Source organism: Methylibium sp. (genome assembly GCF_031393925.1).
Classification (GTDB): Bacteria; Pseudomonadota; Gammaproteobacteria; order Burkholderiales; family Burkholderiaceae_C; genus Methylibium.
The window spans coordinates 1-15,493 of the sequence record NZ_JANMWL010000250.1 but is presented as its reverse complement, the minus strand read 5'-3'; the positions used below and the strand labels follow the sequence as shown (position 1 = coordinate 15,493).

The 15,493-nt window shown below is 69.8% G+C and carries 15 protein-coding genes; 2 read left to right on the top strand and 13 right to left on the bottom strand.

From position 1 onward, the window contains the following. Nucleotides 1-229 precede the first annotated feature (229 nt). The 11 genes from gspF to gspG form a co-directional block, all read right to left on the bottom strand. Nucleotides 230-1,447, bottom strand: coding sequence for a type II secretion system inner membrane protein GspF (gene gspF, locus RMO12_RS13235; protein WP_309639648.1), 1,218 nt, complete (start codon nucleotides 1,445-1,447; stop codon nucleotides 230-232). A 128-nt stretch (nucleotides 1,448-1,575) separates the two neighbouring features. Further along, a complete protein-coding gene (gspE, locus tag RMO12_RS13230; RefSeq protein ID WP_309639647.1) occupies nucleotides 1,576-3,000 on the bottom strand; it encodes a type II secretion system ATPase GspE in 1,425 nt (474 codons plus the stop codon). An 8-nt stretch (nucleotides 3,001-3,008) separates the two neighbouring features. Then, nucleotides 3,009-5,213, bottom strand: a complete 2,205-nt coding sequence (gene gspD, locus RMO12_RS13225) for a type II secretion system secretin GspD (protein ID WP_309639646.1) — start codon at nucleotides 5,211-5,213, stop codon at nucleotides 3,009-3,011. 2 nt (nucleotides 5,214-5,215) lie between these two features. Continuing rightward, the gene (locus RMO12_RS13220) at nucleotides 5,216-6,142 is read right to left on the bottom strand and encodes a type II secretion system protein N (RefSeq protein ID WP_309639645.1); all 927 of its coding nucleotides are present in this window, start codon (nucleotides 6,140-6,142) and stop codon (nucleotides 5,216-5,218) included. A 26-nt stretch (nucleotides 6,143-6,168) separates the two neighbouring features. After that, nucleotides 6,169-6,681: a type II secretion system protein GspM gene (gspM, locus tag RMO12_RS13215; protein ID WP_309625675.1), complete on the bottom strand. Its 513-nt coding sequence runs from the start codon at nucleotides 6,679-6,681 to the stop codon at nucleotides 6,169-6,171. Between the two features lie 25 nt (nucleotides 6,682-6,706). Then, nucleotides 6,707-7,969 carry a type II secretion system protein GspL gene (gspL, locus tag RMO12_RS13210; RefSeq protein WP_309639644.1) on the bottom strand — a complete coding sequence of 421 codons (1,263 nt, stop codon included), beginning with the start codon at nucleotides 7,967-7,969 and terminating at the stop codon, nucleotides 6,707-6,709. An 82-nt stretch (nucleotides 7,970-8,051) separates the two neighbouring features. After that, nucleotides 8,052-9,062, bottom strand: coding sequence for a type II secretion system minor pseudopilin GspK (gene gspK / locus RMO12_RS13205; protein ID WP_309639643.1), 1,011 nt, complete (start codon nucleotides 9,060-9,062; stop codon nucleotides 8,052-8,054). Beyond that, on the bottom strand, nucleotides 9,059-9,715 hold the full coding sequence (locus RMO12_RS13200) for a prepilin-type N-terminal cleavage/methylation domain-containing protein (protein ID WP_309639642.1): 657 nt from the start codon (nucleotides 9,713-9,715) through the stop codon (nucleotides 9,059-9,061). Before RMO12_RS13200 ends, gspK begins: the two co-directional genes overlap by 4 nt. Nucleotides 9,716-9,724: 9 nt before the next feature. After that, nucleotides 9,725-10,084 (bottom strand): type II secretion system minor pseudopilin GspI, encoded by a 360-nt coding sequence (gene gspI / locus RMO12_RS13195; protein WP_309625671.1) that lies wholly within the window; start codon nucleotides 10,082-10,084, stop codon nucleotides 9,725-9,727. Further along, on the bottom strand, nucleotides 10,071-10,580 hold the full coding sequence (locus RMO12_RS13190) for a prepilin-type N-terminal cleavage/methylation domain-containing protein (RefSeq protein WP_309639641.1): 510 nt from the start codon (nucleotides 10,578-10,580) through the stop codon (nucleotides 10,071-10,073). Before RMO12_RS13190 ends, gspI begins: the two co-directional genes overlap by 14 nt. Beyond that, nucleotides 10,546-10,983 carry a type II secretion system major pseudopilin GspG gene (gspG, locus tag RMO12_RS13185; RefSeq protein ID WP_309639640.1) on the bottom strand — a complete coding sequence of 146 codons (438 nt, stop codon included), beginning with the start codon at nucleotides 10,981-10,983 and terminating at the stop codon, nucleotides 10,546-10,548. Before gspG ends, RMO12_RS13190 begins: the two co-directional genes overlap by 35 nt. 59 nt (nucleotides 10,984-11,042) lie before the next feature. Between gspG and RMO12_RS13180 the strand changes: the two genes are divergently transcribed. Next, nucleotides 11,043-11,684, top strand: a complete 642-nt coding sequence (locus tag RMO12_RS13180; protein WP_309639639.1) for a hypothetical protein — start codon at nucleotides 11,043-11,045, stop codon at nucleotides 11,682-11,684. 40 nt (nucleotides 11,685-11,724) lie between these two features. On the opposite strand, the gene RMO12_RS13175 is transcribed toward RMO12_RS13180, so the two are convergent. Both RMO12_RS13175 and ilvA read right to left on the bottom strand, forming a co-directional pair. Continuing rightward, the gene (locus RMO12_RS13175; protein WP_309639638.1) at nucleotides 11,725-12,918 is read right to left on the bottom strand and encodes a nicotinate-nucleotide--dimethylbenzimidazole phosphoribosyltransferase; all 1,194 of its coding nucleotides are present in this window, start codon (nucleotides 12,916-12,918) and stop codon (nucleotides 11,725-11,727) included. A gap of 46 nt (nucleotides 12,919-12,964) precedes the next feature. Continuing rightward, nucleotides 12,965-14,524 carry a threonine ammonia-lyase, biosynthetic gene (ilvA, locus tag RMO12_RS13170; protein WP_309639637.1) on the bottom strand — a complete coding sequence of 520 codons (1,560 nt, stop codon included), beginning with the start codon at nucleotides 14,522-14,524 and terminating at the stop codon, nucleotides 12,965-12,967. A gap of 319 nt (nucleotides 14,525-14,843) precedes the next feature. On the opposite strand from ilvA, the gene RMO12_RS13165 reads away from it, so the two are divergent. After that, nucleotides 14,844-15,266, top strand: coding sequence for an OsmC family protein (locus RMO12_RS13165; RefSeq protein WP_309639636.1), 423 nt, complete (start codon nucleotides 14,844-14,846; stop codon nucleotides 15,264-15,266). Nucleotides 15,267-15,493: the final 227 nt, after the last annotated feature.

Sequence of the window (15,493 nt, the reverse complement as noted above, 5' to 3'; positions counted from 1 at the left end):
CCGACCCCTTACAGAACGGACGCATGAGCCGTGCCGTGGATGGGTGGTCGCGGCCGCAGCAGGGCAAGCGCGCTTGCCTGTGACATGCGGCCGCTGATCCAGCCAGCCGCTGTCGGCACCTGCCCCGAGACACGGCTGTCTGAAAGTTCTTCCGCAAGCTTGAATTCGGAAGCACTGCACTGCACTGCACAGCCCGCCGCCGACCATGCTCGCGCGGCACGCTGTCGGGCTACTTGACCCAGGTGTTGAGCTGGATGATCGGCAGCAGCACCGCCAGCACGATCAGCATCACCACCGCGCCCATCGTGACGATGAGCAGCGGCTCCAGGATGGTGGCCATGGCCAGGGCGCGGCGCTGCACCTCGGTGCCGAGCTGGTCGGCCGCGCGCTGCAGCATGACCGGCAGCTGGCCGGTCTGTTCGCCCAGGCGCGCGAACATTGCCAGCAGCCCCGGAAAGCGCTTCTTGCCCGACAGCGCCGACGCCAGTGGCGCACCTTCGCGCACTTGCGCGAGCGCCGCCATCGCATCGGCGCGCATGGCGCGGTTGGACAGCGTCTCGGCCGCGGCCTGCAGCGCTTTGAGGATAGGCACGCCCGCGCCGGCCAACATCGCCAGCGTGCCGGCAAAGCGCGCGGCGTTGTAGCCGCGCGAGAGCCGCCCGATCAGCGGCAAGGTGAGCCAGAAGGCATCGAAGCGTTCGCGAAACGCCTCGTTGCGGCGCATCCACAGCAGCGTGCCGACCGCGCCGGCAATACCCAGCGCGAGCAGCCAGCCCCAGCTGCGCAGGAAGGCGCTGATGGCGAGCATGGCGCTGGTGAGGAAGGGCAGGGCGCGCTTGCCGCCCGCAAATACGCTGGCCACCTGCGGCACCACGTAGGTGACGAGAAAGATCACGATCACGATCGCCACCAGCGAGACGATGGCCGGGTAGAGGGCTGCGCCGATGAGCTTGCTCTTGAGTTCCTGGCGTTCTTCCAGGTCGTCGGCCAGCTTGTCGAGCACCACGCCGAGCTGGCCGGTCTGCTCGCCGGCACTGACCACGGCGCGGTAGGTGTCGTCGAACTCGCGCGGCGCGCTCGCCATCGCGCGCGCGAAGGGCGAACCGCCGTTGACCTCGGCGCGCAGGTGGGCGAGTAGTTCGCGCTGACGCGGGTCTTCGGACTCGTCGGTCAGGGCGGTGAGGGCGCGCTCGAGCGGCAGGCCCGCGACCACCAAGCCGGCGAGCTGACGCGTCCAGATCGCCAACCCGGTGCTGCTGAAGACGCGCCTGCCGAAGCGAAAGCTGCCGCTGTCGGCAGCGGCCTGCGACAGCACTGGCGTCACGTCGAGCGGCACCATTTGCTGCAGCCGCAACTGGGCGCGTGCCGCGCGCGCATTGTCGGCCTCGAGCAGCCCGCTTCGGGTCTTGCCGATGGCGTCGAGTGCTTCGAATTTGTAGGCGGGCATCGCGCTTCGCAGTCAGTCTGCCGCCGGGCCGCCGCAAGGCAGGCTGCACCCCAAGGGCCACGAAGCCGCGCCTGCGCGGTGCCGGGAGCAGTGCAGGAGCGAAGCCACCAGCGTGGAGGTCGGCATGTCTATTCGCGGGTCACGCGCATGAGTTCTTCGAGCGAGGTGATGCCCGAGCCGATCAGGCGTTCGCCGTCCTCGCGCATGGTGCGCATGCCGGCGCGCTCGGCCGTCACGAACAACTGGCTTTCCGCGGCGCGACTGTGGATGAGGTTCTGGATCGCACTGTCGGCCACCATCAGCTCGTAGATGCCGGTGCGACCCTTGTAGCCCGAGCTGGCGCAACTGGGGCAGCCGACCGCGTGCCAGCGGCCTTTCTCGTCCTGCGTCCTGCACGCGGGGCAGAGCTTGCGCACCAGGCGCTGCGCCAGCACGCCGAGCAGCGAGCTGCTGAGCAGGAAGGGCTCGACGCCCATGTCGGTGAGGCGCGTGACGGCGCTCGGCGCGTCGTTGGTGTGCAAGGTGGCGAGCACCAGGTGGCCGGTGAGCGAGGCCTGGATGGCGATCTGCGCGGTCTCGAAGTCTCTGATCTCGCCGATCATGATGACGTCAGGGTCCTGGCGCAGGATGGCGCGCAGCGCCCGCGCGAAATCGAGCTCGATCTTCGCATTGACCTGCGTCTGGCCGATGCCTGGCAGTTCGTACTCGATCGGGTCTTCAACTGTCAGCACGTTGGTGGTGCTGGCGTCGACCTGGCCGAGCCCGGCGTACAGCGTGGTGGTCTTGCCCGAGCCGGTGGGGCCGGTCACCAGCACGATGCCGTGCGGCTGCAGGATCAGGCGCTTGAACCGGGCGAGCGTCTCGCCGCTCATGCCCAGCGATTCGAGCGTGAAGCGCGTGCTGTCGCCCTTGTCGAGCAGGCGCAGCACGGCGCGCTCGCCGTGCGCGCTGGGCAGCGTGGAGACGCGCACGTCGATGGCGCGCCCGCCGATGCGCAGCGAGATGCGACCATCTTGCGGCAGGCGTTTCTCGGCGATGTCGAGTTCGGCCATGATTTTCAGGCGCGAGATCAGCGCGGCGTGCAGCGCCTTGTTGGGCTGCACCACTTCGCGCAAGGTGCCGTCGACACGAAAGCGCACTGCCGAGCTGCGCTCGTAGGGCTCGATGTGGATGTCGCTCGCGCCGTCCTTGGCGGCCTGCGTGAGCAGCGCGTTGAGCATGCGGATGATGGGCGCGTCGTTGGCGGCTTCCAGCAGGTCGGCCACCGCCGGCAGCTCCTGCATCATGCGTGAAATGTCGACGGCGCTCTCCACCTCGCCGATCACCGCCGCCGCGCTCGACTCGCCGCCGGCATAGATGGTGGCGATGCGCTGCGACAGGGTGGCCGGCGCCTCGCGCTCGACGGCGTCGATCGCGTAGAGGCGCATCACTTCGCCGAGCGCGCTCGGCGACACCTGGTCGCCGGCGTAGAGCACCAGCTGGCTGCCGTTGTCCTCGAGCAGCAGCGTGTGCGCCTTGGCAAAGGCGTAGGGCAGGGGGTGGCGGCTGGCCATCGCGCGGCTCACTTCTCCAGGGGCGGCGACGACGGCCGCGTCGGCCCCGGCTCGATCGGCGCGCTGGCCGGCGCGCGCAATGGCGGCAGCACCGGCGCTTCGTTGATGGGCAGCAGCGCCCTCGGCTCGGGTTGAGTGTCCTTTTGCTGGGCGCGGATCAGGTCGTAGCGATCCAGCGACAGCGCGTTCTGCGCCTCCGGCGTGCGCACCACCACCGGCCGCAGGAACACCATCAGGTTGCTCTTGGTGCGCGTGCGGTTGTCGCTGCGAAACAGCGCGCCGAAGACGGGAATGCTGCCCAGGCCCGGCACGCGGCTGCTGTTGTCCTGAAACTGGTCCTGGATCAGGCCGCCGAGCACGAGGATCTCGCCATCGTCGACCACCACGGTCGATTCGAGCGAGCGCTTGTTGGTGACCAGGCCCGCGGTCGCGTCGGCCACGCCCTGCGAGACGTTCTGGTTCACCACGCTGGAGACTTCCTGGTAGATCACCATGCGCACCGCGCCGTTCTCGCCGATCTGCGGCTTCACGCGCAGGGTGATGCCAACGTCCTTGCGCTCGATGGTCTGGAACGGGTTGGTGGCCCCGGTGCCGCCGCCGGTGTTGGTGAAGGAGCCGGTCACGAAGGGCACGTTCTGGCCGACGACGATCTTGGCCTCCTCGTTGTCGAGGGTCACCAGGTTGGGCGTGGAGAGAATGTTGCCGTCGGCATTGGTCTGCAGGAAACGGGCGAGCGCGCCGAGCGTGTAGACGCCGCCGTACTTACGGATCACGCCGATATTCAGGCCGGCCGAGGGCAGCGTGCCCGTCGCGCTGGTGCCGCTACCCGCCGCGGCGATGGCGAGGTTGATGATGTTGTTGCCCCCAGTGCCGAAGTTGGTGCCACCGACCACGCCCGTCTTGTCGCCGTCCTTGCCGATCAGGCCCTGCCACTGGAAGCCGATGTCGGCCGCCTTGGTGGCGTTGACCTCGACAATCATGGTCTCCACGTAGACCTGCGCACGGCGCGAATCGAGCTGGTCGATCACCGAGCGTAGCTGCCGGTACATAGGCTCGGCGGCGGTGATGATGAGTGAGTTGGTGGCCGGGTCGGCCTGCACGAAGCCGCCGGTCTGCGGCGCGGCGGCCGCGCTGACCGGGCTGGTGCTCTGCGGCGAGGCCTGGCTGCCGCTTTGCCCGCCACCGAGCACGTTGGCCAGGCCGCTGCTCGGCTGCGCGCCGGGCAGTGCGCCGCCGCCGCCGCTGGCGCCGCGCGAGTCGTTTGCAAAGGCGGCACGCAGCACCTGGGCCAGCCGCGTCGCGTCGGCATTTTTCAGGTAGACCACGTAAATGTTGCTGCCGCCGGCGCCGCCGACGCCCGGCTGGTCGAGTTTGGCGACCAGCGAGCGCACTTGCGTCAGGCGTGCCGGGTTGGACGCGCGCACCAGCAGTGAGTTGGTGCGCGTGTCGGCCAGCACCGACATGCCGCCCGCCGCCGCGCCGGGCTGCTGGCCGGGCACGGCAGCGCCGCCGTCGGAAAGCCGCTGCACCATCACCACCATGTCGGAGGCGATCGCGTGCCTGAGCGGAATTACTTCGATGTCGGTGGAGCCGGCGACGTCGAGCGCGGCGATCATCTTGGCGATGCGCTGCAGGTTGTCGGCGTAATCGGTGATGACCAGCGTGTTGTTGGTGGGACTCGCGTTGATGGTGTTGTTAGGGCTGATCAGCGGGCGCAGCACCGCCACCAGGTTGTTGGCGTTCTCGTGCTGCAGGCGGAAGATCTGCGTGATCACCTGGTCGCCGCGGCGGCTCACGTCGCCGATCGAGACGGTGCCGGTCTGCAGCTTGGCGTCGGCCTCGGGCACCACCTTCAGGAGCCCGCCCGACTCGACCACCGTGAAGCCCAGGCCGCGCAGCGCTGCCAGGTAGTTGAGGTAGGCCTCGCGCGGCGTGAGCGGCTGCTCGCTGTAGAGCGTGATCTGCCCGCGCACGCGCGGGTCGACGAGGATCTGCCGGTCGAGAATGGCGCCGATCGCGCGCGACACACCTTCGATTTCGGCGTTGACGAAGTTCAGCGTGACCGGCTCGCGCCGCTCCCGAGCAGTGGCCGGCGCGGTCTGCGCCAGGGCTGCCGGGGCGACCGCCAGCACGCCGAGCGAGCAGGCCAGCGTGATGCCAATGACGATGCTGCAGAGCGGTCGCTCCGGGTGGGGGATAGGCTGCAAGCTCATGGTCATCCGATCGCAATGACGGACCGCGCGCCGTCGCGTCGTCCGATGATATTCAGGAGGTTGGCCAGGGCCTGCTGGTCGGCTTCTGCTGCACTGGCCTCGCCACGAAAGCGCATGCCGTTCGGGCCGAGCGTGCCCTGGCCGGAGAGCTGCAGCGCGCCGTCGAGGGTCGAGAGCCCGAGCTGCGCGGTGCCGGCATTGCCGGGGTCGCCCGACAACTGCAGGCGGTAGCTGCCCAGGCGCGGCAGCGGCGAGACCCGCGAGGCCACGTCGAGCATCTCGAGCGTTGCCTGACCCTGGACGCGCCAGCGGCCCTGCACCCAGGTGAGCGTCAGGCCGGGCGAGGTGAGGCGCAGCGCGCCGCCAAGTTGCAGCGTATTCCACGGCGTGCCCAGGCCGGCCAGCCATTCGGCCGGCCACTGGCCGATCCAGCCCGGGCTGCCGTCGAGCGTGGTGGTCAGGGTGCCCAAGCCCGGCTTGAAGCGCAGCGTCGGCTGGCCGTTGAGGCAACAGGCGTGTTCGAGCTGCAGTGCCAGGCCCAGGCCCGCGGGCCGCAAGGTCCAATGCAAACGCCCGGGCAGGGAGCGTGCGCTGCGGCTGTCGGCACCGGCGGTGAGCACCGCCACGGCGCTGCCCCTCCAGATGCTGCCGCGCGCGTCGGCCAGCAGCAACTGGCCCGCGCTCGTGCGCTCGACCCAGGCCGCCAGCCAGGCCGCCGGCGCGAACGCCACCAGACCCAGCAGGCCGCCGCACAGTGCGCCCCACAGTGCCCAGCGCCGCCCAGCATGCAGGGCGCGCTGCCAGCGCAGGCCTTCGTAGGTGGATCGCCCGAACTCGCTGAGCCGGCTGGCGGGCTCGCCGCGCCGTTGCAGGCGCGAGACGCGCCACAGCGAGGCGCGCCATCCGGAGGCTTGAAAGGGGCGGGCCATTGCGCTTGCCTTGGGTCCTTGCGCGCTCAGCCCGGCCGTGCCAGACCGAGCGTGACGCTGCCGCTGTAGCTGCCCGCGGGTCCGCGCGACAGCTTGGCTTCGTCGGGGCGCGCACGTGCCGCGCTGCGCACCTCGCCGAGCCAGGCGGCCAGCGCCTCGCCGGGAACGCCTTCGAAGCTCACCGTGGCGCGGTCGCCGACCAGCGAAAGCTTGGCGCTGGGGCCGAGCCGGTCGGTCGCGCCCCGCAGCGCTTCAATGGCCTGGGATGGCTTGACGGGCGGAAGCGCCCGCAGCTCGCGCGTCTCGCCAGCCATGCGCTGCATCTGCTGCAGTTGCAGGTCGACCGCGTCAATCTGTGCCGGCGCGGTGCGCAGCGTGTGCCAGGCCGGCTGCACGGCAATGGCCCAGAGCAGCGCCAGGGCGACCACCGTCAGCGCCACGCTGACGAGGCGCCGTTCGCGGCGGGCCAGCCGCCTCCAGCGCGCGCGCGACTGCGCGATCGCGGTTTCAATGCCTTCGGGCAGGGCGATGCGCTTCATGAGGGTCTCCACGCCGGCTGGCGGATCACAAGCTGCTCCCCGCAGCCACTGTCAGCTGTCGGCTCAGGGTCAGCCGGCCGTCCACCGCGTCGACGCGCCAACCGCTGGGTGCGAGCGCGTCGCGAAAGCCGGCCACCTGCTGTTCGTTCCAGCCGGGCGCGGCGAGCGTGAGACGGCTGTTCTCGTAGCCGAGTGTCTGCACCGGTTGCTGCGCCGGCCAGGCGCTGGCGGCGGCCTGGAGCGCGGCCTCGAAGTCGGCTTCGCCAGGCCGGCCGGCGGCCACACGCAGGGTGTCGGTTTCGCGCTGCATCTGCGCCGAGGCGTCGAGTACCGAGCGCACTTGCGGATGGGCGGCCAGCAGCACGCTGGTCATGGACCGACGCTTGGCGTCGAGCGCGCTGCGCTGTTGCCAGGCCGCGATATTCAGGCCGAGCAGCTGGATCGCCACGAGGCCGATCACGCCGCGCCGCGCCCATCGCCACGACGGCCCACGCGAGATTCGCCAGCCTTCGCGCAGCGCGCTCACGCCGCGGTGCCGCGGCGCCAGTCCGAACTGGCGCAGGTTCCATAGCGAGCGCGCCGCCTGCAGGAGGTGTTCGGCCGGTGACTGCACGTTGACGCTGGCGCCGAGCCAACGCTCGGCCGGCGCGGCGACTGCCGGTGTCGCGGTGAAGCGGGCGTCGGGCGGCAGCTCGGCGGGCAACAGGCTGCGCGCAAGGCCACCTTGCAGCGGCCAGGTGGCAACGCCGCCCGCGTGGGACCAGGTCAGCGCCAAGCCGAAGCTGGCAAGGCCGGCACCGGTGCTTTCGTGCGTTTCAGCGAAGTGGCCGGTGGGCGGCTCGTCAGGCCAGGCGGCCGGCACGACGCGATCGACGCGCAGTCCGGCACGCTCAATGGCGGCGATCTCGCCGAACAGCCAGGCGCGATCGGTGGCCGCCACCCACACCGTCGCGCCGCCCCGCGCGCCGGGGGCGATGGCGAAATGCAGCTGCGGCGCGTCTTCGAGCAGCGCGTCTTCGAGCACGCCCGCCAGTGCGGCGCCGAGCTTGGCGGCCGGCGCCTTGGGGCAGACGATGCGATGCCAGCTGACGTCGGCGGCCGCCAGCACGGCCACCACCTGGTCGGCCTTGGGCAGCAGGGTCGCAGCGGCGTGCCCCTCGCGGCTGACCAGCAGCCCGTCGTTGCTGAGCGCAAAGGCCAGCTCACCGGAACTGGCCGCCGCGGCGGGCGCGGCGGCGCCGGCACGCAGTCGCGGTCGGGGCGGGATGGAGAGGGCAAGCGTGCTCATGCGGCGGGCGGATCGAAAAGATTGTAGGGGTGGCTATTGGCGGCGTGGCCTTGATCGGTAATCGGGCGTTGGCTTGCGGGCTTCAGCGCGTGACGGCGCCCGCGTCGAGCGCCGTCACGCGTTCGCGGCGCACCGGCAGGATGTCGAGGTTGCGGCGCACGACGAGGGCGCGCTCCTCGATCACCCGGTCGAGCAACCGCAGCCGGCCCTGGATCTCGAAGTAGATCGACACGACGTTCAGGCTGCTGGCGCTCAGGGCCGTCGTCGCGGTGGACTGCGGAAGCAGCGCCTGAACCTGCTGGAGGTTGCGAAACGGGTCTCGCTGGCGCGCCTGCACCAGGCGCTCGGCGCTGGCGAGATCGAGCCCCGGGATGACCGCAGCGAGCACTTCCTTGGGCGCGGTGTTCACGTTGACGGGCGTGCGCACCGGCAGCAAGGTGATGTAGGGAGCGATCCGGCCCACCGTTTCGGCGTCAAGGCCGAGCCACGCGAGTTGATCCAGGCGCCGGGGCATGAGCGGCGGGTCAGGATTGATCTGGGCCCGCGTCGCACCGGAGGCCGCCGCCTCCGGGGGCGCCAAGTCACGCAGCGCGGCGAGCAGCCCCGGCGCGACCTCGCTGCGCGCGCCGGCGTAATCGAGCAGTCGGCGCAGCACGTCCTCTTCGGCCTGCCGGTTGCCAGCCGGATTGATCACGTTGCGTAAGTTGTAGCGCGACTGCGCGTCGGTGATCGCGCCCGACAGGAAAGCTTCGGGCGCATCGTCGGTGTTGTCGCGATCGGCTGCCAGGAAGGTTGACAACCGCGCCTCGGCCAGTGGCACGGCCCAGGGTTCACCAAGGTGATCGATCATGCTGCCGCGCTGGTTCTGACGCGCGTCCTCGCGCAGGATCAGGCGCGCCCAGTCGATGGCACCGTCCAGAATCCAGAGCGCCTGGGCGCGTGCTCGTTCGGCCGACTCCACCTGCACCGCGCGCCACTGTTGCCACACCATTGCGGACGCCAGGGTGGCCACCAGGGTGACGATCACCATCGCCGTCAACAGCGCCGCGCCTTGCTGCAAGCGGCGGCGACGGGGGCTGCGCGGCGACATCATGGGTTCGGTCCGAGTTGCACGTCGCGCTGCAGCGAGCCTGCAAAACCGCCACCTTCGCGAAAGGCCAGCACCATGCGCACGCCCTGTGGCAGCAACTGACTTTGCGAGGGCGCAGCGCCCGACGCCGCTCCAGCCACCGGCGCAGCCACACCAGCGCTGGACTGCGCGTTGCTCCAAGAATTGCCGCGCCAGTAATAAAGCTGCCAGGACGCCACGCCGCCGAGTGCGCGCAGCTGGCCCGACTCGTTGCCGAGCAATTGCTGCGCTTGCAGCCACGACTGCTGCAGGGCGCGCACATGCGTGACGCTCGGGCCGGCCCAGCGCATGAGGCTCTCACCGCGCAGGGCCCACACCACCATCTGCAGGCCCTCGGGTGTGCGCCGGGTCAGGCGCAGGTTGGCGCCGTCGAACTGCAGGGCCGGCACGACCTCGGGATCCTGCAGCTCGGCCAGATCGGTCTCCCATTGCGCGATCACGGACTGCAGCCGAAGCTGCTGCTCCAGCCGACCGGCGCTGATGTCGCGCGAGCGCACGATCGCGTCGATGCCCTGCCACGACATCGCGGCGATCACCGCCATGATGAGCAGCGCCACCAGCACCTCGACCAGCGTGAAGCCGTGAGTGCGCAGCGGGCGATGTTGCATCGGACTCATCGGCGCGATTCAGTAGCGCGACAGCACGGTCGACAGCGTGAGCACCGGCCGCCCTGCCGGGTCGGACATGACCGCGTCGACGCGGCGGAAATTCGGGTTGGGCGTGGGCCGCACGACCAGCCGCCCGGAGTAGGCGATGCCGAGCTGCTCGCAGGCGAAGTCGCTGTCACCGACGCCCGGGAACTGCCGGGCCAGTCGCAGCACCGTGAGGTGATTGTCGGCGCACCACTGCGATGCGCTCACTTCGACCAGGCGCTGCGCATTGTTGGTCAGCGCGCCGGCCGCCTTGATGCCCGCGCCCAGCGTGACGGCGACGATCGCCAGCGCGACCAGCACCTCGATGAGCGTGAAACCGTCAGCGCGTTGCACGGGCCGGTTCCTCGTCGGCGACCACCGCGAACGGCCCCAGGCCGTCGGTGGCGAGCGTGAGATGCTGGTTGTCAAGGCGCAGCACGATGCGCTGCACACCGATCAACGGCTCCGGGCCAAGCACGATGGCCGCCACCGGCCGGCGCTCGGCGAGTGCCTCGGCATTGACGCCCTCGCCAAGCCACTGCGACGGCAGGGCCAGCGCATCGGGCAGGCCGACGAACCGAAAGCCGCCCTCGGTGCCGCCCGGCACCCAGCGCACTGCCACACCCAGCGCGCGCGCTTCGGCGCGCGCCGATTCGAGCAGCGCCGCCAGGCGTGCCCCTTCGCGCTCGAGTTGCGTGGTCGCAGGGTTGCGCAGCGCCAGCGAAGCCACGGCAGAGGCGATGGCGATCAGTGCGACGACGATCAGCAGCTCGATGAGCGTGAAGCCGCGCGCGCCGACGCGCCCACCGCAAGGCTCACTGCCAGGAGCCGACGTCGGCGTTCTTGCCATCACCACCGGACTGCCCATCGGCCCCGAAGCTGAACACGTCGACTTCGCCCTTCACGCCCGGGTTGACGTATTGGTAGGGGTGGCCCCAGGGATCGTGGGGCAGTTTCTCGAGATAGGGCTTCCAGTTCGGTGGCGCCGGGCTTGCCGTCGGCCGCGCCACCAGTGCCTGCAGGCCTTGCTCCGCGCTCGGGTAGCGCTGGTTGTCCAGGCGGTAGAGCTTGAGCGACTGCATCAGGTTGTTGACGTCGGTGCGGGCCGCAGTGACGCGCGCATCGTCGGCACGGTCAAGCACATTGGGCACGATCAGCGCCGCCAGCACGCCAATGATGACCAGCACCACCATCAGTTCGATCAGGGTGAAGCCGCGACGGCGCACTGGCGTCGGTGCAGAATTCTTGCTCATTGGCATCAGCGGCGGCATCGCCGTCAAGGATCGAAGTCGATCCATCATAATCGCCGCCCATGGCCGAGCGCTTTGCTGCATTCATCTTGTGGGCCGCCGTTGCGGCCTGTGCCGCGTATTGGGGCCTGCGCGTGTTCGTCTCGCCGCGCCCCGTGCCGAGCCAAGCTCAGCCGGTGTCGTCGGCGGGCGCCTTGCGCGGCGACGTGGCGCGGCTGTTCGCGAGCCCCATCGCGCCGGCCGCCGTGATCGGTGGGCCGACCGAGCCGGCGCTGGCGAGCCGCTTCAAGCTGGTCGGTGTGATGGCGCCTAAATCGTCCGATCGCCGCGATGGGCAGGGCATTGCGCTGATTGCCGTCGACGGCAAGCCGCCGCGGCCCTACCGGGTGGGTGCGCGGCTCGATACGGCGCTGGTGCTGCAGTCGGTGGCGTCGCGCAGCGCCGACATCGGCCCGGTGCAGGGCGCGCCGGCCGTGCGGCTGGAACTGCCGCCTCCTCTGGCGCCGACAACCGGCACCCTGCCGCCGCCGCCGCCAAATGCTGACCCGGGCATGCTTTCGCGACCCAATCTCCCCGAAGTGATGCCGCCCGTGCAGCCTCAGGATGCGAGCAGCAACGCAAGCCCGGGACCGCGGCGTGCGCCCGGCGTGGGCGACGATCCTTCGCCTGCCGACCCGGCGAGCGACGCGGGCAATCGTCGCTGAGGCGACACCGACTGCGCAGGCCGTCGCGCGGCCGCGCACGTCAAGGCAAGGCTTCGGAGCCGCTGGCTCCAGGGCGGGGCACGTCGAGCGCGTCATCAGCGGGGTCGCTCCCGGCGCCCAGGCCCGCGGCACCACTGACGTGACCACTGGTGAGGCCGCCAGCGCCCTGGGACTGGCCGTTGTCCAGCGCACCGGCGGTGCTCACCAACTGTGTCGGACCGCTGTCCTCGCCGTCGACCACTTCGGTCAACAACGACGCCGCGCTGTGTACCAATGGCCAGGCCAGGGTGGCGCCGGTGCCGTCGGTACTTTCCATGCCCAGTTCAAGCAGCGCGCTGGCCTGGAAGACGCGCATCGCGTGGTCGAGTCCCTGGTGGCCATGGCTGCGGCAAAACAGTGCGTAGTCGGTCACCGGCGCGGCAATGCGGGCGGCCACCAGCAGGGCGGCGCAGGCCGGCACGCCATCGACCATGATCAGGTGACGCTTGCTGGCGGCCACCAGCATGGCGCCCGTCAACATGGCAATCTCGAATCCGCCGAATGCGGCCAGCACCTCGACCGGGTCGGTCAAGGCCTGGTGTCGCACCTGCGCGGCCTGCAGGACGGTCAGTGACTGCGTCAATGCCTCGCTGTTCATCTGCGGCCCGGCGGTGAGCAAGTCGGCGAGCGGCACGCCGGACAGGCGCGAGATCACCAGCGAAGCGCTTTCGTGCGAGCCCACGCCGATGCCGGCGCAGGCGAGTGCATTGCCCGAGAGCGTGTCGGCGATCTCCATGCCGGCGCGGATGGCGGCATGGGCCTGGTCGACCGACATGGCCGGCGCGACGCGGGTGCTGCGCGTACCGAAAGCGATCTTGCGTTGCAGCAGGCTCGGGTGCGGGTTCATCGGCTCGGCCAGGCCCGCATCGACGATCGTCAGGCCCATGCCCTGGATGAACGAAAACACCGCCATCGGCAGCCGGCCTTCAAGCAGGTGCTTGACCTGCGTGAGGGTCGAGTCGCCGCGCTTGTTAAGGCCATCGACCACCACGCCGTGGTCACCCGCAAACACCACCAAGTGCGGTGATCTGAGGCGGGGCTTCAGGGTGTTCTGGATCAGGCCCAGGCGGATCGCCAGCGGCTCGAGTTCGCCCAGGCTGCCGGCGGTCTCGGCACGGCGATAAAGCTTCAGGCGCAGCGCTTCTTCCAGCCGGGGGTGGGCGGTGGGGGCGATCAGCGAGCGCTGGACGGACATGGGAGCTGCTGCAGGGATTGGGACGGGGACGATTGTGAGCCCTGCGTCAGCGCAGGAACAACTGGTAGACCGGGTTGGCAGTCTCTTCCACCCAGGCGTAATCAAGCGTGGCGAGGAAGGCGCGCAACGCGCGCTGTTCGCCCCGCGGCACCTGCAGCCCGACGAGGATGCGGCCGTAGTCGGCGCCCTGGTTGCGGTAGTGGAACAGGCTGATGTTCCAGTCGGGGTGCATGCAGGTCAGAAAGCGCATCAGGGCGCCGGGCCGCTCGGGAAACACGAAGCGAAACAGCCGCTCGTCCCTGGCCAGTTCGGAGCGCCCGCCCACCAGGTGGCGGATGTGCGTCTGCGCGAGCTCGTCGTGCGTGAGGTCGACCGTGGGGAAGTCGTGCCGCTGGAAGCGCTCGGCGATGCGCGCGGATTCGTCCCGTTCGCGCGTGGCCAGGCCGACGAACACATGGGCGACGTCGGCGTGTGAGATGCGGTAGTTGAATTCGGTGACGCTGCGCGGGCCGATCAGTTCGCAAAAACGCTTGAACGAGCCGCGCGCCTCGGGGATGGTCACCGCGAACAGCGCCTCACGCTCCTCGCCGACCTCGGCGCGCTCGGCCACGAAGCGCAGTCGGTCAAAGTTCATGTTGGCGCCGCAGGTGATGGCCACGAAGGTCTTGCCGCTGCAGCCTTCGCGCGCCACGTACTGCTTCACGGCGGCCACGCCGAGCGCGCCAGCCGGCTCGAGGATCGAGCGGGTGTCCTGGAACACGTCCTTGATGGCGGCGCACACGGCGTCGGTGTCGACGATCTCGAAGTCGTCGACCAGGGCCTGCGTCAAGCGGAAGGTTTCCTTGCCGACCAGTTTGACGGCCGTGCCGTCGGAAAACAGCCCCACGTCGTGCAAGGTCACGCGCTTGCCAGCGCGCACCGAGCGCACCATGGCGTCGGAGTCGCGAGTCTGCACGCCGATCACGCGGATCTCGGGCCGCACCGCCTTGATGTAGGACGCGATGCCGGCGATCAGCCCGCCGCCGCCGATGGCGACGAACACCGCGTCGATCGGGCCCTGGTGCTGGCGCAGGATTTCCATGGCGATGGTGCCCTGGCCGGCGATCACGTCGGGGTCGTCAAACGGATGCACGAAGGTCTGGCCGTGCGCGCGCTCCAGTTCGCTCGCGTGCGCAAACGCTTCAGAGTAGCTTTCGCCGTGCAGCACCACTTCACCGCCGAGGGCACGCACGGCGTCGATCTTGAGCTGCGGCGTGGTCACCGGCATGACGATGGTCGCGCGGCAACCGAGCCGCTTGGCCGACAGTGCCACGCCCTGCGCGTGGTTGCCCGCCGAGGCGCAGATCACGCCGCGCTCGAGCTGTGCAGCGCTCAGGTGCGCCATCTTGTTGTAAGCGCCGCGCAGCTTGAAGCTGAAGACGGGCTGCTCGTCCTCGCGCTTGAGCAGCACGCGGTTGTTCAGGCGCTGCGACAACTGCGGGGCGAGCTGCAACGAGGACTCGACCGCCACGTCATAGACGCGGGCGGTCAGGATGCGCTGCAGGTAATCAGACGGGGCACGCTTGCGTGCGGCTCGCGGGGCGGTAGGGCGCGCGGCGCGGGCCATTGGTTGACTCCTCCTTCGAAGCGGCGCGATGATAAGTCGACGTCGTCGGCGCCCCCTGCGCCCGGTCGCACAAGAAAAAAGCCCAAGGCACTGAGCCTTGGGCTGAATCCACCTTTGGAAGGGGTGGAGGAGACAACGGGGGATCGGGTCGGTGGCTTGCCCTGACCGCGATGCGTGAACCGATTCTAGGAGCACGCAAGCAGCGTCGCAACGCACGCGCAGCGCGCGACGCGCACTTTGTGATGGGCTTGCGTCTCGACTCGAGCAGGACGGCACAATCGGCGCCCGCCGAAGCAGCAGGCCAACGCAGGAGACAGAGATGGAATGCACCGTTCGATGGCAACCCCAGGCCGGCATGGCGTTCAACGCGGAGACCGGCAGTGGCCACTTGTTCGCCATGGACGGCGCACCCGAGGGCGGTGGGCGCAACCTGGCGCCGCGGCCGATGGAGACGGTGCTCGCCGGCACCGGGGGCTGTGCCGCCTACGACGTGGTGCTGATCTTGAAGCGAGGTCGCCACGACGTGCGTGGTTGCGAAGTCAGGCTCAGCGCCGAGCGGGCGGAGCGCGACCCGAAGGTGTTCACGCGCATTCACATGCAGTTCGTCGTCACAGGTCGCGGCCTTTCGAGCGCGGTGGTGGAGCGTGCAGTCGCGCTGTCGCACGAGAAATACTGCTCTGCCAGCGCGATGCTGGCCAAGACGGCGGAAATCACGACCGCCGTGGAGATCGTTGAAACCTGAGCCATCCGGGATCGGGCCGAGCTGCGCTTCAGCCTACTCCGGGTCGCCCCAAGGGCTGAGCGCCCGCGCAGGGGCATGGGGCTGTCATCTCAGAGTCTGTGAACATTTGACGGCACGAATGCTGCATGTGTTTTCGCATGAGCAGCATCACGACCGAACCGAGCCCGAATGGGCACACAGGCGCACTGTTCGAGGGCTTGGCTGTTCCTGCGGATAGCACCGCTGCG